We start from the raw sequence: 19,807 nt of genomic DNA, 5'->3' as shown, positions 1-19,807 counted from the left end.
TTTAGTAGTTAGATCCTAGTCGGAAGATATTCCTTATTTTTTTAAAGGAATATGGAACTCTTATCCTTCTGTTCATGTCTCATGTTCACACGCATCTCTTTGCAAAAAAATAGTGCTTTATTATCCACCCTAGGTCTTAATACTAAATACTAACTACTAAATACTATTTTTGCTACCTTTGCCCTCATGGCATCAATTAAACCATCATTAGCTAAAGGAACACGTGATTTTACTCCGGTAGAAATGGAGAAACGCAATCACATTTACAATACATTAAAGACGATTTTCAAGAAATACGGGTATAGTGAGATTCAGACTCCTTCGTTTGAGAATCTGAGTACATTGACCGGAAAGTATGGAGACGAAGGTGATAAGTTGATTTTTAAGATCTTGAATTCGGGAAATTACTTATCGAAAGCTCCAGAAAACTTATTGGCGGAGAAGAACTCCACCGCATTAATCTCTTCGATTTCAGAGAAGGCTCTACGCTATGATTTGACTGTTCCTTTTGCACGTTATGTGGTGATGCATCAAAATGAGATTTCTTTACCGTTCAAACGTTTCCAAATCCAGCCGGTATGGCGTGCAGATCGTCCTCAAAGAGGGAGATACCGTGAGTTTTACCAGTGCGATGTCGATGTGGTTGGTTCTGATTCCTTGTTGAATGAGGCAGAGTTTGTCTTGATCTATCATGAGGCTTTGACAAAATTGGGTTTAAAGGATTTCAACATCAAGTTGAACAACCGTAAGATTCTTTCTGGAATTGCAGAAGTTGTCGGGAAGCCTGAACTGATTGTCGATATGACTGTTGCTATTGATAAGTTGGATAAAATCGGGTTGGAAGGGGTGAATAAAGAGCTTTTAGAACGCGGGTTTACTGAGGCTGACTTGGCTGTATTAAAACCGATTATAGAACTTAGCGGTTCGAACCAAGAGAAATTGGATTCTTTGAAGACGGTATTGGCTGGCTCAACTGTTGGATTGAAAGGCGTTGAGGAGATTGAGACCGTGTTTGATTATCTTTTGAAATTAGGTCAATTTGCGATTTTGGAGAAGGAAGTGGAAGTGGATATTACGTTAGCACGTGGTCTAAACTACTATACCGGATGTATTTTCGAGGTGAAGACAAACGAGGTGCAGATGGGGAGTATTGGTGGTGGTGGTCGCTATGACGATTTGACCGGCATGTTTGGTTTAAAAGACCTGACCGGTGTCGGAGTGTCCTTTGGTGCGGATCGCATCTTCGATGTTTTGGAAGAATTGCAACTGTTTCCTCCGAGCAATGCTGAACGTACGAAAGTGTTGATCATCAATTTCGATCAAGCTTTGGAAAGTTCCACTTTACCAATATTGTTCAAATTGCGTGAAGCAGGTATTGCAGCCGAACTTTATCCGTCGGCAGTGAAGCTGAAGAAGCAGATGAGCTATGCAGATTCCAAGCAGATACCTTATGTTTTGTTGATCGGAGACGAGGAAGTCGCTTCCGGACAATGGAGTTTAAAGAATATGGAATCCGGCGAGCAGCACAAAGTAACGCTAGAAAATCTATTAAAAATATTAGCATAACATAAAACGGCCTTAAATGGGCCGTTTGTTATTAATATCGGTCTTGAATTTTGTTAGTCCTATGACAAAATGCGTTAAATGTCGCCTAAAATTTATCCGAAATCTCGTTAATATTGATTAGATTTGTAGTCAGTTAAGTAAAGAAATTCAATTCGTACAAATGAGTTCAACACCTATAACAAAAGAAACCTATTTAGAGTGGTATAAATCAATGCTACTCATGCGCAAGTTTGAAGAGAAGTCTGGCCAATTATACGGGCAGCAAAAGATACGCGGATTTTGTCACTTATATATTGGACAAGAAGCAGTAGTAGCTGGGACAATGTCAGTTATTAAGCCGGAAGATTCATTGATTACAGCATACCGCGACCACGCTCATGCATTAGCAAAAGGCGTTTCAGCAGATGCTTGTATGGCGGAATTGTTCGGTAAAGCTACTGGTTGTTCAAAAGGTAAAGGTGGTTCTATGCACTTTTTCTCTAAGGAGCACAAATTCATGGGTGGACACGGTATTGTAGGTGGCCAGATTCCATTGGGTGCTGGTATTGCATTTGCTGAAAAATACTTAGGAACAAACAACGTGAACATCTGTTATATGGGTGATGGCGCTGTACGTCAAGGTGCTTTCAACGAAACATTGAATATGGCGATGTTGTGGAAGTTGCCTGTAATTTTCGTTTGTGAGAACAACGGATATGCAATGGGTACTTCAGTACAACGTACAACAAACATGACGGATATCTATAAAATGGGGCTTGGTTTTGATATGCCATGTGCTCCTGTTGATGGGATGGACGTCGTTGCTGTTCACAATGCGATGGATGAGGCGGTTCAACGTGCTCGTGCAGGTGAAGGTCCTACATTTCTAGAAATTCGTACTTACCGTTATAAAGGTCACTCGATGTCTGACCCTGCAAAATATCGTACGAAGGAAGAATTAGAAGAGTACAAAGGCAGAGATCCATTGTTGGCGACAAAGCATGCAATCGTTGAGAATAAATATGCTGACGAAGCTTGGTTTGCAGAAGTAGATGCTGAGATTAAGAAAATCGTTGATGATTCAGTGAAATTTGCGGAAGAGTCTCCATACCCTACGGCGGATGAGATCTACAAAGATGTATATGTGCAAGAGGATTATCCTTTTGTAATGGATTAATTAGAATTACTTTAACTAAATAGAAGATACCTAAACAATGGCTGAAGTAGTAAGAATGCCTAAGATGAGCGACACCATGACTGAAGGTGTGATCGCGAAGTGGCACAAAAAAGTTGGTGATAGAGTAAACTCTGGTGACTTAGTTGCCGAGATTGAAACAGATAAAGCGACAATGGACTTCGAATCTTATCAAGAAGGAACATTGTTATATATTGGCCCGAAAGAAGGTGAAGCTGTAGCTATTGATGCAGTTATTGCTGTTTTGGGTGAAGAAGGTGAAGATTATAAAGCTTTACTGGACGGTGATGCAGCCCCTGCTGCAAAAGCTGAGGAGCCTTCAAAAGAAGAAGCTCCAAAAGAAGAAAAAGCTGAGGAGTCGGCTCCTGCTGGCGAACAAGTTTCGGCTGAAGATTTAGGTGTTACTGTCATCACGATGCCTTTATTGAGTGATACGATGACCGAAGGTGTTATTGCACAATGGAACTTCAAAGTAGGTGATTCAATTAAGTCTGACGACGCAATTGCAGACGTTGAGACTGATAAGGCTACGATGGAAGTAACGGCCTACGCTGAAGGTACTTTATTGTACGTTGGTGTTGAAGCTGGTCAAGCAGCGAAAGTTAATGATATCATTGCAATCGTTGGCCCTGCGGGAACTGATGTAACTCCATTGTTGAATCAAAAACCGGCAGCGAAAGCGGAAGTAAAATCTGAAGAGAAGAAAGCGGACGCTCCAGCGGAAACAAGCGCTGCCCCAGAGGCTGCTATTAGCACTTCATCGGATTCACGTGTAAAAGCTTCTCCATTAGCGAAGAAAATTGCTAAAGAAAAAGGAATCGATCTTTCACAAGTGAAAGGTTCGGCAGAAGGTGGTCGTATTGTTAAGAAAGACGTTGAGAACTTTACGCCTTCGGCAGCTCCAGCTGCGGCGGCATCTGCGCCAGCGAAAGCAGCAGAGACCGAAGCGAAGACTGTAAGTTTACCTCAATATATTGGCGAAGAGCGTTTCACTGAGAAACCTGTGAACCAAATGCGTAAAACAATTGCTCGCCGATTGTCAGAGTCATTGTTTACTGCACCTCACTTCTACTTGAACGTAAGCATCGATATGGATAATGCGATCGCTGCTCGTGCTCAAATCAATGAAGTTGCTCCGGTAAAAGTTTCATTCAATGATATCGTTATTAAAGCGGTAGCAATCGCGTTGAAACAACACCCTGCTGTGAACTCTTCTTGGTTAGGTGATAAAATCAGATACAATGAGCATACTAACATCGGTGTTGCTATTGCTGTTGAAGACGGCTTGTTAGTACCGGTTGTTCGTTTCGCTGATGGTAAATCATTATCACACATCTCAGCAGAGGTGAAAGACTTCGCACAAAAAGCAAAAGCTAAGAAATTGCAGCCTGCTGATTGGGAAGGATCAACTTTCACAGTTTCTAACTTAGGTATGTTCGGTATTGATGAGTTTACATCCATTATCAATTCACCTGATGGCGCTATTCTTTCAGTTGGTGCTATCCAACAGATTCCAGTTGTTAAGAACGGAGCTGTAGTTCCAGGAAACGTGATGAAGTTGTCTCTAGGTTGTGACCACCGCGTAGTGGATGGTGCAACAGGAGCACAATTCTTACAAACCCTAAAAGGATTATTAGAAGCGCCAATTCGTTTATTGGCCTAAATAATAAGAAACAAAGAAAGCCCTCGCGAGAGGGCTTTCTTTGTTTCAGTATATATAGTATTTAGTAGTTAGTATATAGACCTATAGTTTGTTATCAGCGCATTTGTGGTTGAAAGCGAAAAGAAGGAAAGAAGTGGGGCTAAATAGGCAAGGAGCGAGGTAGAGAATGTTTTTATAGTTGAGATGGAAGGTGACATGGCAGTCAGCATTGGGTCTCAATACTAAATACTAAGTACTAACTACTCTCAATCAGTTGTTTTTTTGTCTAGAAAAAACTATTTTGTCTTGCATTAACAATTTACTTGAACGAATAGATTTAGAACGGATAGCGTGAATTTTAAAAAGTTTAGTTTAGCCCTTGGGATTGCGGTTTTTGCTTTAACATCCTGCGGAGGGTCTCCAGAAGCAAAACAGGTTGAAGAGCGGGAGAAGCAAGAGAAAAAAGATAGCATAAGTTTGATTTACAATCCTGCGGAAGCAGATCAACAGATTGATTCGTTTATGCAGAACTTGCATAAGAGAGCCGGATTTAATGGGAATGTGCTAGTAGCTAAGAAAGGTAAGATCCTTTATCAGAATTCTTTTGGATGGGCAGATTATTTATTGAAGGATAGTCTAGATATCAATTCGCAGTTTGAGTTAGCATCGGTTTCCAAACCTATGACAGCGATCGGAGTGCTGATCTTGGCCGAACAGGGCAAGTTAAAGCTTACGGACTCTGTCGAGCAATATTACCCAGATTTTCCCTATAAAGGTATTACCATACAGCAATTATTGTCACATCGCTCCGGGCTTCCGAATTATGTATATTTTGCTGAGACGGTATGGCCAGATCGTAAAAAAGGGATGACGAATCAAGATGCAATGAATTTATTGATTCAGCATCATCCAGGGCGCTACGGCGCTCCAGATGGAAGATTCCATTATAATAATTCAAATTTCATGGTTTTGGGGTCGATTATCGAAAAGGTGAGCGGCAAAGATTTCGCCGTGTTTATGAAGGAGAATGTCTTCGATCCGGCGGGCATGAAGAATACAAATGTTTATTCCAAAGCCGTTTATGAAAAAATCCCTACGAAAGTAATTGGCCATGATAAGATTTGGAGACGCTCTGTCGTACAGGATTATTTGGATGGACCAGTAGGAGACAAGGGGATATATAGTACCGTACGCGACTTGTATAAGCTTGATTTGGCTTTAAAGGATGGTCGGGTATTAGGGAAAGCCTTACAAGACTCTTCATTTGTTCCGCGTAGCGATGCGAAGCGTAGTTTATTTAGCTATGGTTATGGCTGGCGAACTTTTAGTCCTCCAGGGAATCAAATCGTATATCATACGGGTTGGTGGCATGGCTTTAAGAGCCTGTATATACGTGATTTTACAAATGATGTAACGATTGTTTTATTGACTAACATGGCAAATGGCAGTCTCAATCAGCTAGATAATTTGTATAAGATTTTAGAAATGCCTATTTTGAGACAAAATGCGTATAACGCAAATGGAGAATTTGTTCAATAATTAATTCAGTAACATATGAAAAAAACCTTGATTTTAGGCGCGAGTACTAATCCAGCTAGATACTCCTATTTAGTGGCAAATAAGTTGGTAAGGAAAGGATTCCCTATTGTGAATGTTGGTAGAAAGGTTGGGACGGTTGCTGGAGCTGAGATTGAGCCTGCAGAGACTATTCATCAGGATATCGATACGATTACTTTGTATGTTGGTCCACAGAATCAGGCACCTTACTACGACTATATTTTAAAAACTAATCCAAAGCGCATTATCTTCAACCCGGGCGCTGAGAATCCTGAACTTGCAGATAAGGCAAGAGAGCAGGGGATTGAAGTTGTTGAGGCTTGTACATTGGTTATGCTAAATACTGGACAGTTTTAATTTCATATAAGATTTAGGAAAAAGACGAGGCTATCATGAAAAGATAGCCTCGTCTTGTTTTTGATACTCCGTAATTTGAAAGTTGTCTTTAAGGTCTTATTCTATTTCGAATATTAATAAAAAAGGAATTTCTATCGATGTATCCCGCGAAATCGATTTCGGTTTTTTAATGATTCATATTGGAAAAGTATACTTACTTTCAAATTTCCGATAAATTGGAAAACCAAAAGGAACCTTATTAATAGTGCTAATTATATATCTATGAACACAAAAACTTTATTATTCTCTTCGGTATTTTTTATGCTGACTACTGGCTCCTTGATGGGGCAAGCAAAAAAGGATCTTGCATTGGACAAGAGTTTCATTGACGGGCAACTTGCAGCATCGGCGAAGCAAATAAAAGTGTTGGCCGCAGCAACACCAGAAGATCAGTTTCCGAAGACTTTTGAAAAAGGAGCACATGTATTCTCCGGGTCGAGATGGTGGTGTTCGGGATTTTATCCAGGAACCTTGTTGCTGCTTTCTGAAGGAACAGGTGATAAGGAGTTATTGAACCTGGCATTAGCGAAATTAAAGCATTTGGAGAAGGAACAATATAATAAGGGGACACACGATCTTGGCTTTATGTTGTATTGTAGTTTTGGTAATGCTTTACGTTTGACGGGAGATAGTACACAGTTTAAACCAATCTTGGCCACGGGCGCTGAATCTTTGACATCTAGATATAGTCCCAAGACACAGGCGATTCGTTCATGGGATCATGGCAAATGGAAGTTTCCAGTGATTATTGACAACATGATGAATCTGGAGTTCTTAATGCAAGTGTCTAAAATGACGGGCAATAAGAAATATGCGGACATTTCTAAGAAGCATGCTAACACAACAATAAAAAATCACTTCCGTAAAGACAATAGCTCTTACCACGTGATTGATTACGATCCAGAAACCGGTGCTGTCATCGCTAAGAAAACACATCAGGGTTTTTCCGATGAGTCAGCATGGGCTAGAGGGCAGGCTTGGGCATTGTATGGTTATACGATGATGTACAGAGAAACAAAGGACAAAGCATATTTAAACCAAGCACGTAAGGTTGCCAAATATATCTTGAACCATAAGAATATGCCTGCGGACCTGATTCCGGTATGGGATTACGATTATGATAAAGTTCCTGCTGATAGTAAAATCTATAGCCAAAGGGATTTGCGCGACGTCTCGGCAGGAGCTCTATTCGCCTCTGCTTTGATGGAACTCTCATCCTATACCAAGGGAAAAGAATCAACAAATTACTTTAAAAAAGCGGAGACCATGCTGAAGAATCTATCTTCAGACACCTATTTTGCTAAACAAGGTGAAAATGGCGGCTTTATCTTGAAACACAGCGTAGGAGCATTACCATTGAATTCTGAAATTGATGTTCCTTTAACCTATGCGGACTATTATTATGTAGAGGCATTAGTAAGATACCAACGCTTACTCGCTGGCGAACCTTTAATCAAAGAATAAATTTCTAAGCAAAGGATAGACTGGTCATTCGGAATAAAAAAAAATAATTCACTTATTATTTGATAGTTATAAAATAGTTTGTAATTTTGCAATCCCTTTAGGGGGGATTGTGTCTTGAGCGAAGCCCTACTGCTTCGATGGACGATTAATTAATTAATTTATAACATGTCAGGAATTATTGGTAAAAAAGTAGGAATGACCAGCCTGTTCAACACTGAAGGGAAAAACATCCCTTGTACAGTAATCGAGGCTGGGCCGTGCGTGGTTACGCAGATACGTACGGTAGAGAAAGATGGCTATTCAGCAGTTCAACTTGGTTTTGATGAAGCTAAGGAAAAGAACACATCGGCTCCTCTAAAAGGACACTTTGCAAAGGCAGGGGTTAGTCCTAAGCGTAAACTAGTTGAGTTCAAAACTTTCGAAGATGAGAAGCAACTAGGTGACATCGTGGATGTTACTTTATTTGAAGAAGGCGAGTACGTTGATGTAGTTGGTACTTCAAAAGGTAAAGGTTTCCAAGGTGTAATGAAGCGTCACGGATTTGGTGGTGTAGGTGGTGCGACTCACGGTCAGCACAACAGACTACGTGCGCCAGGTTCATTGGGAGCTTCATCATGGCCTTCACGTGTATTCAAAGGAATGCGCATGGCTGGTCGTACAGGTGGTGAGCGTGTAAAAGTTCAAAACTTACAAGTATTGAAAGTTTACCCTGAGCAAAACCTAATCGTTGTTAGTGGTTCCATTCCAGGAGCTAAAGGTTCATTTGTAATCGTAGACAAATAGTAGAGATGGAAGTTAAAGTATTAAATTTATCAGGTAAAGAAACAGGTGCCAAGGTGCAACTTCCTGAGTCAGTATTCGGTGTAGAGCCAAACGACCATGCGATCTATTTAGATGTGAAACAATACTTAGCGAACCAACGCCAAGGAACACACAAGTCTAAACAACGTAACGAAATCGCGGGTTCAACTCGTAAATTACACAAACAAAAAGGTACAGGTGGTGCTCGTGCGGGCTCTATCAAATCTCCATTGTTTAATGGTGGTGGACGTGTATTCGGTCCTCAACCAAGAGACTACAGCTTTAAATTGAACAAAAAATTAAAGCAATTAGCTCGTAAATCGGCGTTAAGCTACAAAGCACAAGAGAACAATGTTGTAGTATTGGATGAAGTAAACTTCGATTCAATCAAAACAAAGAACTATGTGTCTTTAATCAACGCTTTAAATGTTGCTGATGAAAAAACTTTATTAGTATTATCAGCATACAATAACAATGTTTATTTATCAAGCAGAAACTTGAAGAAAGCAAAAGTTATTGTAGCATCAGAGTTGAATACATATGATGTATTAAATGCTACAAAATTATTGTTGACTGCAGATTCTGTAAAAACTTTGGAGGAAGCATTAGCTAAGTAATATGGAAATTATTAAAAAACCTATCTTAACTGAGAAAGCTTCATTATTGACGGAAAAATTAAACCGTTACGCTTTCAAAGTAGATCACAGAGCAAACAAAATCCAGATCAAACAAGCTGTTGAGCAAATGTTTGGCGTATCAGTAGTTGCAGTTAACACTGCAGTTGTTGCGGGTAAATCAAAAAGCCGTTACACAAAAGCTGGTTTCGTTTCTGGAAGAAGCCCTAAGTATAAAAAAGCCATCATCACAGTTAAGGATGGTGAGACTATTGACTTTTACAGTACACTATAATAAGAAATGGCAGTTAAAAGATTCAAACCGGTAACCCCTGGTACTCGCTTTAGAGTTGGTGCTGATTATTCAGACGTTACAACTAACGTTCCTGAGAAATCATTAGTAGTAACTAAAGTAAACAAGTCAGGTGGTCGTAATAACTCCGGTAAAATGACTATGCGTTACATCGGTGGGGGACATAAAAAAGTATACCGATTAATAGATTTCAAACGCGATAAAAAAGATATCCCTGCAACAGTAGCTACTATCGAGTACGATCCGAATCGTACAGCACGTATTGCATTATTGCACTACGCGGATGGTGAGAAACGTTACATCATTGCTCCAGCTGGTTTAACAGTTGGTCAAACTGTAATTGCAGGTGAATCAGTAGCCCCAGAAGTTGGTAATACAATGCCACTTGCAAACATTCCATTAGGTTCTATTATCCATAACATCGAATTGAATCCTGGTCAAGGTGGTTCAATCGCTCGTTCGGCAGGAACTTACGCGCAATTATCTGCACGTGATGGAAAGTATGCAATTATCAAATTGCCATCAGGAGAGACTCGTATGATCTTATTAACCTGTGTTGCAACGATTGGCTCAGTTTCAAATGCTGAGAAGTCTAACCAAGTGTTAGGTAAAGCTGGTCGTAAGCGTTGGTTAGGTCGTCGTCCTCGCGTACGTGGTGTTGCTATGAACCCTGTTGATCACCCTATGGGAGGTGGTGAAGGTCGTTCATCAGGAGGTCACCCTCGTTCACGCACAGGAGTTTTAGCTAAAGGCTACAAAACTCGCTACAAGAAGAAAACATCGAATCGTTACATCATTGAGAGAAGGAAAAAATAATGGCTCGTTCAATTAAAAAAGGTCCTTATATCGATCACAACTTAGAAAGAAAAGTTCTTTCTATGAATGAAACAAACAAGAAGTCAGTAATTAAGACTTGGTCTCGTAGATCAATGATTTCACCTGATTTTGTTGGCCATACCTTCGCAGTGCACAACGGGAATAAATTCATTCCGGTTTATGTAACAGAGAATATGGTTGGTCACAAGCTTGGTGAATTTGCGCCTACGCGTACTTTCAGAGGCCACGCAGAAAAGAAAAAATAATAGGTAATGGAAGCAACAAAGAAACTTAAAAAATCTGTTTTAATTAAACAGCGCAAAGAGCAGTTAAAAGCTCAGGTAGGAGGAGCTTCTACTGCCAAATTATTGAACTGCCCTACGTCTCCGCGCAAAATGCGTTTAGTAGTGGATCTTATCCGTGGTCAAAAAGTTGAGAATGCATTATACATTCTAAAACATACAGGTAAAGAGGCTGCTATCCGTGTTGAGAAATTATTATTATCAGCAATCAAAAACTGGGAAGCTAAAAATGAAGGCGCTTCAGTTGAGGATGGTGGTTTATTTGTAAAAGAAGTATCTGTTGGTGGTGGTCGTCAATTAAAGAGATTACGTCCAGCTCCTCAAGGTCGTGGTTACAGAATTCGCAAGCGTTCAAACCATGTTACTTTGGTGGTAGACAGTGTAAACAACGTTAATAACTAATATTACTAAGAATGGGACAAAAAGCAAATCCAATAGGTAGCAGATTAGGGATCATCAAAGGATGGGATTCTAATTGGTTCGGAGGCAACAACTATTCTGATAAGTTAGTTGAGGACGAAAAAATCAGAAAGTATCTTTCTGTACGTATCGCTAAAGGCGGTGTAGCAAAAGTTGTTATTGAAAGAACTTTAAAACGTATTACTGTTACAATCCACACAGCACGTCCAGGAATCGTTATCGGTAAAGGCGGACAAGAGGTTGATAAGATCAAAGAAGAGTTAAAGAAATTGACTAAGAAAGATGTTCAAATCAACATTTTTGAAATCAAACGTCCTGAGCTAGATGCGAAGTTAGTAGCTGAAGGTATTGCAAAACAATTAGAGGCTCGTATCTCTTTCCGTCGTGCAATGAAAACTGCTATCGCTTCAACGATGCGTATGGGTGCTGAAGGTATCAAAGTAATGTGTTCAGGTCGTTTAGGTGGTGCTGAGATGGCACGTACTGAACAATACAAAGAAGGAAGAACTCCTTTACACACATTACGTGCAGATATCGACTATGCTTTAGCAGAAGCATTAACTACTTACGGTAAGATCGGTGTGAAAGTTTGGATCTGTAAAGGTGAAGTTTACGGTAAACGTGACTTATCTCCAAACATCGGTCAAGCATCAGGCGTGAAGTCTCGTGGTGGCAACGAAGGTGGTTCAGACCGTCGTGACAACCGTGGCGGAGGCCGTCGTGATAACAACCGTGGTGGTGGTCGTCGTGATAACAACCGTGGTGGAAAAAGAGATTAATTAATTAAGATTTAAAACTATCTGTTAGAACAGATTTTAACAAAATACGAACATGTTACAGCCAAAAAGAACGAAGTTCAGAAAGATGCAGAAAGGCCGCATGAAGGGTAATGCTAGCCGTGGTGCGGAGTTATCTTTCGGTTCTTTCGGTATCAAATCACTGGAGTCAGCATGGATCACAAGCCGTCAAATTGAGGCAGCACGTATCGCCGTAACACGTTATATGAAACGTGAAGGTCAAGTGTGGATCCGTATCTTCCCTGACAAACCTGTTACTAAGAAGCCTGCAGAGGTACGTATGGGTAAGGGTAAGGGTGCTCCAGAATACTGGGTAGCAGTAGTACGCCCAGGCCGTATGTTATTTGAAGCAGAAGGTGTGCCTTTAGAGATTGCTAAAGAAGCATTACGTTTAGCTGCTCAAAAATTACCGGTTCAAACTAAGTTTGTGATACGTAGAGATTACGTTGAAGCATAATAATCGTCGGTAATGTCTAAAATTTAGCCTTACGGCCGTTACCCGTAAGGCAATATTAAAAGTTTAGATAACCCGACCCAACACTGGAAAAAAATGAAAAATTCAGAAATCGTAGAATTATCAACAGAGGATTTAACAGCTCGCCTTGCAGAAGAGAAAGCTGCCTTTAACAAATTGAAATTTGCACACGCTGTTTCTGCTATTGAGAACCCAAATGTTATCAAAGCAGCTCGCAGAACTATCGCTCGTATCTCCACTGAGGTTTCGAAGCGTAAGAATGCAGCAAAATCTGAAACAGCCTCTGAGGCATAAAAATTAAGTCGAAATGGAAAGAAATTTAAGAAAAACAAGAATCGGCTTAGTAGTTAGCAATAAAATGGACAAATCGATTACAGTAGCGGTTGAGCGTAAAGTGAAACACCCTATCTACGGTAAGTTCGTTAAAAAAACTACTAAATTCAAAGCTCATGACGAAGAGAATACCTGCGGTATCGGCGATACGGTATTAATCATGGAAACTCGTCCGCTGAGTAAAACAAAAAACTGGAGATTAGTTGAAATTTTAGAAAGGGCTAAATAATGGTACAACAGGAATCAAGATTAAATGTAGCTGACAATAGCGGAGCTAAAGAGGTTTTAGTAATCCGTGTATTGGGCGGTACGCGCAAGCGTTATGCATCTATCGGTGATAAGATCGTTGTTACCGTAAAGAGCGCTATACCTTCAGGAAACGTGAAGAAAGGTTCAGTTTCTAAAGCAGTTGTAGTTCGTACGAAAAAAGAGATTCGTCGTAAAGATGGTTCTTACATTCGTTTCGATGATAACGCTGCAGTATTGTTAAACAATAACGATGAGCCTCGCGGTACTCGTATTTTTGGCCCAGTTGCCAGAGAGTTACGTGAGAAGCAGTTCATGAAAATCGTATCACTAGCACCGGAGGTTTTATAATTATGGCACAGAAGAAAAAAACTACTACTCACAAAATCAAAATTAAAAAAGGAGATTTAGTGAAAGTTATCGCTGGTAACTCTAAAGGTGTTCAAGGAAAAGTTTTACAAATTTTAGTGGATGCAGATAGAGCTATCGTAGAAGGCGCTAATATCGTTAAGAAACACACTAAACCTAGTGCAGCAAACCCTAACGGTGGTATCATCGAGAAGGAAGCTGCGATTAACATCTCTAACATTGCTTTAATCGATCCTAAGACAGGTAATACTACTCGTATTGGACGTAAAGTAAATGCAGATGGTAAAATAGTACGTTACGCAAAAAAATCAGGGGAGGAGATTAAATAATGACTTATTCACCGAGATTAAAAGGGAAATACGCGGATGAGATCCGTGCAGCTCTAAAAGAGAAATTCCAATACAAGAGCGTTATGCAAGTTCCTAGATTGGAGAAGATCGTTGTATCTCAAGGTATTGGTGCTGCTACTGCTGACAAGAAATTAATCGACAATGCAATTGGCGAATTAACTTTAATCACAGGACAACAAGCAGTTCCTACGAAGTCTAAAAAAGATATTTCGAACTTTAAATTGCGTAAAGGTATGCCTATTGGTGCTCGTGTAACATTACGCGACAACAATATGTACGAATTCTTAGATCGTTTAATTGCTGTTTCATTACCTCGTATCCGTGATTTCCGCGGTATCAACGACAAAGGATTCGATGGACACGGTAACTACAACTTAGGTATTACTGAGCAGATCATCTTCCCTGAGATCAACATTGACAAGATCAACAAGATCCAAGGTATGGATATCACTTTCGTAACTTCTGCTAAGAATGACATCGAAGCATTAGAGTTATTGAAACAATTCGGTTTACCATTCAAAAATCAAAATTCGAACAACAATGGCTAAAGAAGGATTAAAAGCACGCGAAGTAAAGCGTCAGAAATTAGTTGCTAAGTTTGCTGAGAAACGTGCTGCTTTAAAAGCAGCAGGTGATTATGCAGCTTTAGACAAATTGCCTAAGAATGCTTCACCTGTACGTTTGCACAATCGTTGTAAATTAACAGGCCGTCCTAAAGGATATATGCGTCAATTCGGTATCTCACGTGTAACATTCCGTGAGATGGCATTAGACGGAAAAATCCCAGGGGTGAAAAAAGCTTCTTGGTAAACCAAAAAAAATATTTACTTTTGCCCGGATAAATCGCGTAATGCGATTTATCGGGTTTTTTTTGCATTGCAAATATTGTTAACAGATAATAGGTCTGTCCTTTAGGTAAAGGATGGAAACCATTATCATAATTTTTATAAATAATGAATACAGATCCAATAGCGGATTACCTTACACGAGTAAGGAATGCCATTAAGGCCAACCACAGGGTTGTTGAAATTCCTGCATCGAACCTAAAAAAAGAAATCACTAAAGTTCTTTTTGACAAGGGTTACATTGCTAATTACAAATTTATTGAAGAAGGTCCTCAAGGCACAATTAAAATTGCATTGAAATACCATCCAATTAGCAAAGTACCGGCTATTCGCACTTTGACACGTGTGAGTAAACCTGGTTTAAGAAAGTATGCAAATGTTGACAACCTTCCTCGTGTTCTGAACGGTCTAGGTATTGCTATCCTATCTACATCGAAAGGTGTAATGTCGGATAAAGAAGCTGGCGTTCAAAATGTTGGTGGTGAAGTTTTATGTTACGTTTATTAATCTAGGAAAAAACACACAAAGAAATGTCAAGAATTGGAAAAGCGCCAATTGCTATTCCCTCGGGAGTATCAATTACTGTATCAGACAAGAACTTGTTGACAGTAAAAGGCCCTAAAGGTGAATTAACACAACAAGTGGACAGCGACATCACTGTTAAAGAAGAAGATGGCCAGATCGTCGTTACACGTCCTACAGAACAAAAGAAACACAAAGCATTACACGGCTTATACCGCGCCTTGATTAACAACATGGTAGTCGGTGTAACCGAAGGGTACAAAACTACACAAGAGTTAGTGGGTGTTGGTTACCGTGCTTCAAACACTGGTAATACATTAGAGTTAACTTTAGGATTCTCTCACCAGATTGTTTTCGTATTGCCAAAGGAAATTACAGTTACAACTACTGCTGAAAAAGGTAAGAACCCAACAATTACATTGGAGTCAATTGACAAACAATTAATCGGACAGGTAGCAGCGAAAATCCGCGGCTTCCGTAAGCCAGAGCCATACAAAGGTAAAGGTATTAAGTTCGCAGGGGAAGTATTAAGAAGAAAAGCAGGTAAATCAGCTAAAAAATAATAACCATGGCAGGAATTAAATCAACTCGTAGAGCGAGAATAAAAAAAGGAATCAGAAAACACCTGGCTGGATCTACAGAACGTCCGCGTTTAACGGTTTTTAGAAGTAATAAAGGTATCTACGCACAGATCATTGATGATACATTAGGAAAGACATTAGTGTCTGCTTCTTCATCATCAAAAGAATTTGCTGCATCAGGTAACAAAGTTGATCAATCTAAAGCTGTAGGTAAAATGGTTGCTGAGAAAGCGATCGCAGCAGGAATTAGCAAAGTAGTTTTTGACCGTAATGGGTATCTATACCATGGCCGTATTAAATCATTGGCTGAAGGTGCTCGCGAAGGCGGTTTAGACTTTTAATCAAAGAAAGAAATGGCATTAAGCAATATTAAAAGAGTAAAATCAAGCGAGATTGAATTAAAAGATCGCTTAGTAAGCATCCAACGCGTTGCGAAAGTTACTAAAGGTGGTCGTACCTTCAGTTTCTCAGCTATCGTTGTAGTTGGTGATGAGAATGGCATCGTAGGATACGGTTTAGGTAAAGCTAAAGAGGTTACTGAAGCAATTACTAAAGGTATTGATGACGCTAAGAAAAACTTAGTGAAAGTTCCTATCATTAAAGGTACAGTTCCTCATGAGCAGTACGGTAAATACTCAGGTGGTTCAGTTTTAATTAAACCAGCTGTACACGGTACAGGAGTATTAGCGGGTGGTGCTATGCGTGCAGTATTAGAGTCTGCAGGTATCACTGACGTATTAGCAAAATCATTAGGATCTTCTAACCCTCACAATGTTGTTAAAGCAACTATTGATGCTTTAGCAAACATGCGTGATGCTTATACAGTGGCACAAACACGTCGTGTCGATTTAAACAAAGTATTTAACGGTTAATATCATGGCAAAAATTAAAATCACCCAGATAAAGAGCGTTATCGACAGAAGCGAGCGCCAAAAGAAAACTATTGAGGCATTAGGTTTGAAAAAAATCAATCACTCAGTAGAGGTTGAAGCTACACCAGCGATCATTGGTATGGTTCGTAAAGTGAACCATTTAGTAGCAGTAGAAACTGTTTAAAAATAACAATGGAAAGGATTTCTCACAGTCCTTTCCATTCTGTTTATTCATTAAATATTCAAAGGTTATTGCCTGTTTAGTGAGAGCGAAGGCGTAACACAATCAAGTTTAAAATGAACTTAAGTAATTTAAAACCAGCAGTTGGTTCAACAAAAAGTAAGAAACGTATTGGTCGTGGTCAAGGATCAGGTCGTGGCGGAACTTCAACTCGTGGACACAAAGGTGCCGGCTCTCGTTCTGGTCACTCTACGAAGATTGGTTTCGAAGGTGGTCAAATGCCTTTACAACGTCGCGTTCCTAAATTCGGATTCAAAAACATTAACCGTGTAGAATACGTAGGTGTTAACTTAGATGTATTACAAGGTTTAGTTGAGAAACACAATTTAACGACTGTAGACTTTGAAACTTTGAATGTTCACGGTTTAATCTCTAAAAACGACAAAGTGAAAATCTTAGGTCGTGGTGAGTTTACTGCGAAAGTAGAAGTTAAAGCTCATGCGTTCTCTACCTCAGCTCAAAAAGCTATTGAAGCAGCAGGTGGTTCTATCGTTAAACTGTAATAATACATGAAGAAACTAATCACAACCTTAACCAATATATGGAAGATTGAAGAATTACGTAATCGTATTTTAAATACGTTACTTTTTCTTTTAATATACCGCATAGGATGTCACGTGGTATTGCCAGGTGTTAATCCTGATGCATTGGTAGTAAACAGAGAAGGTGGTAATGATATTATGAACCTAATCAATATGTTTGCCGGTGGATCTTTTTCCCGTGCGGCAATTTTTGCATTAGGCGTAATGCCATACATCTCCGCATCTATCGTTGTGCAGTTATTGGGGATAGCTGTTCCTGCTTTTCAGAAAATGCAAAAAGAGGGGGAGTCTGGGCGTAAGAAAATGACTCAAATTACTCGTTATCTAACAGTAGCGATTACTTTGGTTCAGTCAATTGCATACGTGAAGACGCAAATCGGTCCTGAAGCAAAAACTATCGCTGATCCGATGTTCTCTATTCTTTCTGCAATCGTGTTGACAGCAGGTACACTGTTTGTGATGTGGCTAGGTGAGAAGATTACTGATAAAGGTATCGGTAATGGTATTTCACTTATTATTATGGCAGGTATTATCGCGCAGCTTCCTGCAGGTATTACAGCAGAGTGGGGTTCAAGAATGAGTCCTAGTGGTGGTGGTCCAATTCCATTGTTATTAGAATTTGTAGCCTTGTTCTTCGTTGTAATATTTACCATTCTTGTGGTTCAAGGGGTTCGTAAGATTCCTGTACAATACGCTAAGAAAATCGTTGGAAATAAACAAATTGGCGGTGTTCGTCAGTACATTCCCCTAAAGGTGAATGCTGCTGGTGTAATGCCAATCATTTTCGCGCAAGCGATCATGTTCCTTCCAATGTCCTTAACACAGTTCTTTCCGAACGTGCAATCGGACTTCTTGACGTCTTTGAGTAACTATACATCTGTGACGTATAATGTTGTATTTGCTTTGTTGATCATTGCATTTACATTCTTCTACACCGCGATCATGGTTAATCCTCAACAGATGTCGGAGGATATGAAAAAAAATGGCGGATTTATTCCAGGCGTTAAACCTGGATATGAAACGAATTTGTTCATCGATAATGTGATTTCTCACATTACATTCCCAGGAGCAATATTTGTAGCTGTGATTGCTATTTTACCGGCAATTGCTACATTGTTCGGTGTAAACAACCAGTTCGCTCATTTCTATGGTGGTACTTCGTTGTTGATCTTAGTAGGGGTAGTGTTGGATACCATCCAACAAATTGAAAGTCACTTGTTGATGCGTCACTATGACGGATTAATGAAGACAGGTAGAGTAAAAGGCCGTAGCTCGGCAACAACCGTTGAAGGTTACGACCAATCAGCAATTTAATTTTTGAATGTCTAAAGTATATTATAAAACAGACGAAGAAATTGAGCAAGTGCGAGAGTCCGCAAATGTACTCTCGCAGCTACTTGCTGAAATTGCTTCGTTGGTAAAACCGGGTATCACAACCTTGTCTCTTGATCAATTCGCTTTCGAGTTTATCAAAGATCATAAAGGAACACCTGCGTTTTTAAATTATCACGGGTTCCCATATTCCCTGTGTATTTCGGTGAATGATCAAATCGTTCATGGTTTTCCAAGTGAGTATGTGTTGCAGGAGGGAGACATAGTCTCAGTAGATGGTGGTGTTAATTTAAATGGTTTTATTAGTGATTCTGCCTATACTTTTGGTGTAGGTGAGATCTCTCCCGAAGCACAGCAATTACTAGATGTTACTAAAGCTTCACTTTACAAAGGTATTGACGAAGCAGTCGCTGGTAAGCGTGTTGGGGATATTTCTGCAGCCGTTCAAGAATACGTAACGCGTTACAACTATGGTATTGTTCGCGAACTTGTAGGACATGGTGTTGGTTTCCATTTACATGAGAAGCCTGAAGTGCCAAACTACGGTAAGCGAGGTTCGGGTCCTAAGCTTGAAGAGGGTTTAGTAATCTGTATTGAGCCGATGATCAATGCGGGTAAAGGGGGTGTCAAGTTTTGGGATGACGGATGGACAGTTAGTACCATTGATGGTAAACTTTCAGCTCACTTCGAGCAGATGGTTGCGATCAGAAAAGGTAAACCGGACGTATTATTAAATTTTGATGCAATAGAGAAAGTTTTAGATAAAAAGTAGTTGGATTTCAATTAATTTATTTATCTTTGCACTCCTGTTTTGCGATTTTATACACAAAAATAAGAGCTTATATGGCTAAACAAGCCTCGATAGAACAAGACGGTATCATAAAGGAAGCACTTTCAAACGCGATGTTTCGTGTAGAGCTAGAGAATGGTCATGAGATCATTGCCCACATTTCAGGGAAAATGCGCATGCACTACATCAAGATTCTGCCAGGTGATAAAGTGAAGTTGGAAATGTCTCCATATGATTTAACCAAAGGAAGAATTACATACCGCTATAAATAGACTTCGGTTTATTGGTAGCAGTATAAAAACTTATAAAAATGAAAGTTAGAGCATCAATTAAAAAACGCAGTGCGGATTGTAAGATCATCCGTCGCAAAGGAAAAGTTTTTGTAATTAACAAAAAGAACCCTAAGTTCAAACAACGTCAAGGGTAGTTATTAACATAATCGCTTAA

General features: G+C 39.7%; 30 protein-coding genes. All 30 read left to right on the top strand.

Annotated features, from left to right (window positions below):
• The first annotated feature begins 186 nt into the window (after positions 1-186).
• The 30 genes from hisS (at position 187) to ykgO (ending at position 19,787) form a co-directional block, all read left to right on the top strand.
• Complete coding sequence (hisS, locus tag QYC40_RS15415) at positions 187-1,566, top strand: histidine--tRNA ligase (protein WP_301991022.1); 1,380 nt, start codon at positions 187-189, stop codon at positions 1,564-1,566.
• Positions 1,567-1,726: 160 nt separating this feature from the next.
• Entirely contained in the window at positions 1,727-2,722 is a 996-nt protein-coding gene (gene pdhA / locus QYC40_RS15410; RefSeq protein WP_149524821.1) for a pyruvate dehydrogenase (acetyl-transferring) E1 component subunit alpha, read from the top strand.
• A gap of 37 nt (positions 2,723-2,759) precedes the next feature.
• Entirely contained in the window at positions 2,760-4,403 is a 1,644-nt protein-coding gene (locus QYC40_RS15405; protein WP_301991020.1) for a pyruvate dehydrogenase complex dihydrolipoamide acetyltransferase, read from the top strand.
• 330 nt (positions 4,404-4,733) lie between these two features.
• Positions 4,734-5,921, top strand: a complete 1,188-nt coding sequence (locus QYC40_RS15400) for a serine hydrolase (RefSeq protein WP_301991019.1) — start codon at positions 4,734-4,736, stop codon at positions 5,919-5,921.
• A gap of 15 nt (positions 5,922-5,936) precedes the next feature.
• Positions 5,937-6,296, top strand: coding sequence for a CoA-binding protein (locus QYC40_RS15395; RefSeq protein ID WP_301991018.1), 360 nt, complete (start codon positions 5,937-5,939; stop codon positions 6,294-6,296).
• Between the two features lie 261 nt (positions 6,297-6,557).
• Positions 6,558-7,799: a glycoside hydrolase family 88 protein gene (locus tag QYC40_RS15390; RefSeq protein WP_301991017.1), complete on the top strand. Its 1,242-nt coding sequence runs from the start codon at positions 6,558-6,560 to the stop codon at positions 7,797-7,799.
• Positions 7,800-7,964: 165 nt separating this feature from the next.
• Positions 7,965-8,582 (top strand): 50S ribosomal protein L3, encoded by a 618-nt coding sequence (gene rplC / locus QYC40_RS15385; RefSeq protein ID WP_149524826.1) that lies wholly within the window; start codon positions 7,965-7,967, stop codon positions 8,580-8,582.
• Between the two features lie 5 nt (positions 8,583-8,587).
• A complete protein-coding gene (gene rplD / locus QYC40_RS15380) occupies positions 8,588-9,217 on the top strand; it encodes a 50S ribosomal protein L4 (protein WP_149524827.1) in 630 nt (209 codons plus the stop codon).
• Between the two features lies 1 nt (position 9,218).
• Positions 9,219-9,509 (top strand): 50S ribosomal protein L23, encoded by a 291-nt coding sequence (rplW, locus tag QYC40_RS15375; protein WP_301991014.1) that lies wholly within the window; start codon positions 9,219-9,221, stop codon positions 9,507-9,509.
• 6 nt (positions 9,510-9,515) lie between these two features.
• The gene (gene rplB, locus QYC40_RS15370; protein WP_153512426.1) at positions 9,516-10,343 is read left to right on the top strand and encodes a 50S ribosomal protein L2; all 828 of its coding nucleotides are present in this window, start codon (positions 9,516-9,518) and stop codon (positions 10,341-10,343) included.
• Positions 10,343-10,609, top strand: a complete 267-nt coding sequence (gene rpsS / locus QYC40_RS15365; RefSeq protein ID WP_002997495.1) for a 30S ribosomal protein S19 — start codon at positions 10,343-10,345, stop codon at positions 10,607-10,609. The genes rplB and rpsS overlap by 1 nt, the downstream gene beginning before the upstream one ends.
• A 6-nt stretch (positions 10,610-10,615) precedes the next feature.
• Positions 10,616-11,047: a 50S ribosomal protein L22 gene (rplV, locus tag QYC40_RS15360; protein WP_149524830.1), complete on the top strand. Its 432-nt coding sequence runs from the start codon at positions 10,616-10,618 to the stop codon at positions 11,045-11,047.
• Positions 11,048-11,058: 11 nt separating this feature from the next.
• Positions 11,059-11,844, top strand: coding sequence for a 30S ribosomal protein S3 (gene rpsC, locus QYC40_RS15355; RefSeq protein WP_149524831.1), 786 nt, complete (start codon positions 11,059-11,061; stop codon positions 11,842-11,844).
• Between the two features lie 52 nt (positions 11,845-11,896).
• Complete coding sequence (gene rplP, locus QYC40_RS15350) at positions 11,897-12,319, top strand: 50S ribosomal protein L16 (RefSeq protein WP_149524832.1); 423 nt, start codon at positions 11,897-11,899, stop codon at positions 12,317-12,319.
• Positions 12,320-12,412: 93 nt separating this feature from the next.
• A complete protein-coding gene (gene rpmC, locus QYC40_RS15345; RefSeq protein ID WP_149524833.1) occupies positions 12,413-12,631 on the top strand; it encodes a 50S ribosomal protein L29 in 219 nt (72 codons plus the stop codon).
• A 13-nt stretch (positions 12,632-12,644) separates the two neighbouring features.
• A complete protein-coding gene (gene rpsQ, locus QYC40_RS15340) occupies positions 12,645-12,899 on the top strand; it encodes a 30S ribosomal protein S17 (RefSeq protein ID WP_149524834.1) in 255 nt (84 codons plus the stop codon).
• Positions 12,899-13,267 (top strand): 50S ribosomal protein L14, encoded by a 369-nt coding sequence (gene rplN / locus QYC40_RS15335; protein ID WP_037498951.1) that lies wholly within the window; start codon positions 12,899-12,901, stop codon positions 13,265-13,267. Before rpsQ ends, rplN begins: the two co-directional genes overlap by 1 nt.
• A 35-nt stretch (positions 13,268-13,302) precedes the next feature.
• Positions 13,303-13,614 (top strand): 50S ribosomal protein L24, encoded by a 312-nt coding sequence (gene rplX, locus QYC40_RS15330; RefSeq protein ID WP_187774031.1) that lies wholly within the window; start codon positions 13,303-13,305, stop codon positions 13,612-13,614.
• The gene (gene rplE / locus QYC40_RS15325) at positions 13,614-14,183 is read left to right on the top strand and encodes a 50S ribosomal protein L5 (protein ID WP_149524836.1); all 570 of its coding nucleotides are present in this window, start codon (positions 13,614-13,616) and stop codon (positions 14,181-14,183) included. The genes rplX and rplE overlap by 1 nt, the downstream gene beginning before the upstream one ends.
• Entirely contained in the window at positions 14,176-14,445 is a 270-nt protein-coding gene (gene rpsN, locus QYC40_RS15320) for a 30S ribosomal protein S14 (protein WP_093100399.1), read from the top strand. The genes rplE and rpsN overlap by 8 nt, the downstream gene beginning before the upstream one ends.
• 140 nt (positions 14,446-14,585) lie before the next feature.
• Positions 14,586-14,987, top strand: coding sequence for a 30S ribosomal protein S8 (rpsH, locus tag QYC40_RS15315; protein WP_246172553.1), 402 nt, complete (start codon positions 14,586-14,588; stop codon positions 14,985-14,987).
• A 23-nt stretch (positions 14,988-15,010) separates the two neighbouring features.
• Entirely contained in the window at positions 15,011-15,565 is a 555-nt protein-coding gene (rplF, locus tag QYC40_RS15310) for a 50S ribosomal protein L6 (RefSeq protein WP_149524838.1), read from the top strand.
• Between the two features lie 5 nt (positions 15,566-15,570).
• Entirely contained in the window at positions 15,571-15,924 is a 354-nt protein-coding gene (gene rplR / locus QYC40_RS15305; protein ID WP_149524839.1) for a 50S ribosomal protein L18, read from the top strand.
• A 12-nt stretch (positions 15,925-15,936) separates the two neighbouring features.
• The gene (gene rpsE / locus QYC40_RS15300) at positions 15,937-16,455 is read left to right on the top strand and encodes a 30S ribosomal protein S5 (protein ID WP_367652288.1); all 519 of its coding nucleotides are present in this window, start codon (positions 15,937-15,939) and stop codon (positions 16,453-16,455) included.
• Between the two features lie 4 nt (positions 16,456-16,459).
• The gene (gene rpmD / locus QYC40_RS15295; protein WP_149524841.1) at positions 16,460-16,639 is read left to right on the top strand and encodes a 50S ribosomal protein L30; all 180 of its coding nucleotides are present in this window, start codon (positions 16,460-16,462) and stop codon (positions 16,637-16,639) included.
• Between the two features lie 113 nt (positions 16,640-16,752).
• Positions 16,753-17,199, top strand: a complete 447-nt coding sequence (gene rplO / locus QYC40_RS15290) for a 50S ribosomal protein L15 (protein WP_149524842.1) — start codon at positions 16,753-16,755, stop codon at positions 17,197-17,199.
• A 6-nt stretch (positions 17,200-17,205) separates the two neighbouring features.
• Positions 17,206-18,552 (top strand): preprotein translocase subunit SecY, encoded by a 1,347-nt coding sequence (secY, locus tag QYC40_RS15285; protein WP_149524843.1) that lies wholly within the window; start codon positions 17,206-17,208, stop codon positions 18,550-18,552.
• A gap of 7 nt (positions 18,553-18,559) precedes the next feature.
• Positions 18,560-19,342 (top strand): type I methionyl aminopeptidase, encoded by a 783-nt coding sequence (gene map / locus QYC40_RS15280; RefSeq protein ID WP_149524844.1) that lies wholly within the window; start codon positions 18,560-18,562, stop codon positions 19,340-19,342.
• A 71-nt stretch (positions 19,343-19,413) separates the two neighbouring features.
• Positions 19,414-19,632 (top strand): translation initiation factor IF-1, encoded by a 219-nt coding sequence (gene infA, locus QYC40_RS15275; protein WP_021071231.1) that lies wholly within the window; start codon positions 19,414-19,416, stop codon positions 19,630-19,632.
• Positions 19,633-19,670: 38 nt separating this feature from the next.
• The gene (gene ykgO / locus QYC40_RS15270) at positions 19,671-19,787 is read left to right on the top strand and encodes a type B 50S ribosomal protein L36 (protein WP_013665024.1); all 117 of its coding nucleotides are present in this window, start codon (positions 19,671-19,673) and stop codon (positions 19,785-19,787) included.
• Positions 19,788-19,807 lie beyond the last annotated feature (20 nt).

This window comes from Sphingobacterium sp. BN32, assembly GCF_030503615.1.
In the GTDB taxonomy this organism is placed as follows: Bacteria; Bacteroidota; Bacteroidia; order Sphingobacteriales; family Sphingobacteriaceae; genus Sphingobacterium.
The sequence above is the reverse complement of the archived record's forward strand: the minus strand, read 5'-3'. Positions and strand labels throughout refer to the sequence as shown.

Bases quoted from the DNA above. Each gene is read 5' to 3' on its own strand.
- QYC40_RS15395 (WP_301991018.1), top strand. From the start codon at position 5,937: ATGAAAAAAACCTTGATTTTAGGCGCGAGTACTAATCCAGCTAGATAC.
- rplB (WP_153512426.1), top strand. From the start codon at position 9,516: ATGGCAGTTAAAAGATTCAAACCGGTAACCCCTGGTACTCGCTTTAGA.
- rplC (WP_149524826.1), top strand. From the start codon at position 7,965: ATGTCAGGAATTATTGGTAAAAAAGTAGGAATGACCAGCCTGTTCAAC.
- ykgO (WP_013665024.1), top strand. From the start codon at position 19,671: ATGAAAGTTAGAGCATCAATTAAAAAACGCAGTGCGGATTGTAAGATC.
- rplR (WP_149524839.1), top strand. From the start codon at position 15,571: ATGGCAGGAATTAAATCAACTCGTAGAGCGAGAATAAAAAAAGGAATC.
- rplE (WP_149524836.1), top strand. From the start codon at position 13,614: ATGACTTATTCACCGAGATTAAAAGGGAAATACGCGGATGAGATCCGT.
- rpmC (WP_149524833.1), top strand. From the start codon at position 12,413: ATGAAAAATTCAGAAATCGTAGAATTATCAACAGAGGATTTAACAGCT.
- secY (WP_149524843.1), top strand. From the start codon at position 17,206: ATGAAGAAACTAATCACAACCTTAACCAATATATGGAAGATTGAAGAA.
- QYC40_RS15405 (WP_301991020.1), top strand. From the start codon at position 2,760: ATGGCTGAAGTAGTAAGAATGCCTAAGATGAGCGACACCATGACTGAA.
- rplD (WP_149524827.1), top strand. From the start codon at position 8,588: ATGGAAGTTAAAGTATTAAATTTATCAGGTAAAGAAACAGGTGCCAAG.
- rplF (WP_149524838.1), top strand. From the start codon at position 15,011: ATGTCAAGAATTGGAAAAGCGCCAATTGCTATTCCCTCGGGAGTATCA.
- rpsN (WP_093100399.1), top strand. From the start codon at position 14,176: ATGGCTAAAGAAGGATTAAAAGCACGCGAAGTAAAGCGTCAGAAATTA.
- rplN (WP_037498951.1), top strand. From the start codon at position 12,899: ATGGTACAACAGGAATCAAGATTAAATGTAGCTGACAATAGCGGAGCT.
- rplV (WP_149524830.1), top strand. From the start codon at position 10,616: ATGGAAGCAACAAAGAAACTTAAAAAATCTGTTTTAATTAAACAGCGC.
- map (WP_149524844.1), top strand. From the start codon at position 18,560: ATGTCTAAAGTATATTATAAAACAGACGAAGAAATTGAGCAAGTGCGA.
- hisS (WP_301991022.1), top strand. From the start codon at position 187: ATGGCATCAATTAAACCATCATTAGCTAAAGGAACACGTGATTTTACT.
- QYC40_RS15390 (WP_301991017.1), top strand. From the start codon at position 6,558: ATGAACACAAAAACTTTATTATTCTCTTCGGTATTTTTTATGCTGACT.
- rpmD (WP_149524841.1), top strand. From the start codon at position 16,460: ATGGCAAAAATTAAAATCACCCAGATAAAGAGCGTTATCGACAGAAGC.
- rplW (WP_301991014.1), top strand. From the start codon at position 9,219: ATGGAAATTATTAAAAAACCTATCTTAACTGAGAAAGCTTCATTATTG.
- infA (WP_021071231.1), top strand. From the start codon at position 19,414: ATGGCTAAACAAGCCTCGATAGAACAAGACGGTATCATAAAGGAAGCA.
- rpsC (WP_149524831.1), top strand. From the start codon at position 11,059: ATGGGACAAAAAGCAAATCCAATAGGTAGCAGATTAGGGATCATCAAA.
- rpsQ (WP_149524834.1), top strand. From the start codon at position 12,645: ATGGAAAGAAATTTAAGAAAAACAAGAATCGGCTTAGTAGTTAGCAAT.
- rplO (WP_149524842.1), top strand. From the start codon at position 16,753: ATGAACTTAAGTAATTTAAAACCAGCAGTTGGTTCAACAAAAAGTAAG.
- rpsS (WP_002997495.1), top strand. From the start codon at position 10,343: ATGGCTCGTTCAATTAAAAAAGGTCCTTATATCGATCACAACTTAGAA.
- rplP (WP_149524832.1), top strand. From the start codon at position 11,897: ATGTTACAGCCAAAAAGAACGAAGTTCAGAAAGATGCAGAAAGGCCGC.
- rpsE (WP_367652288.1), top strand. From the start codon at position 15,937: ATGGCATTAAGCAATATTAAAAGAGTAAAATCAAGCGAGATTGAATTA.
- pdhA (WP_149524821.1), top strand. From the start codon at position 1,727: ATGAGTTCAACACCTATAACAAAAGAAACCTATTTAGAGTGGTATAAA.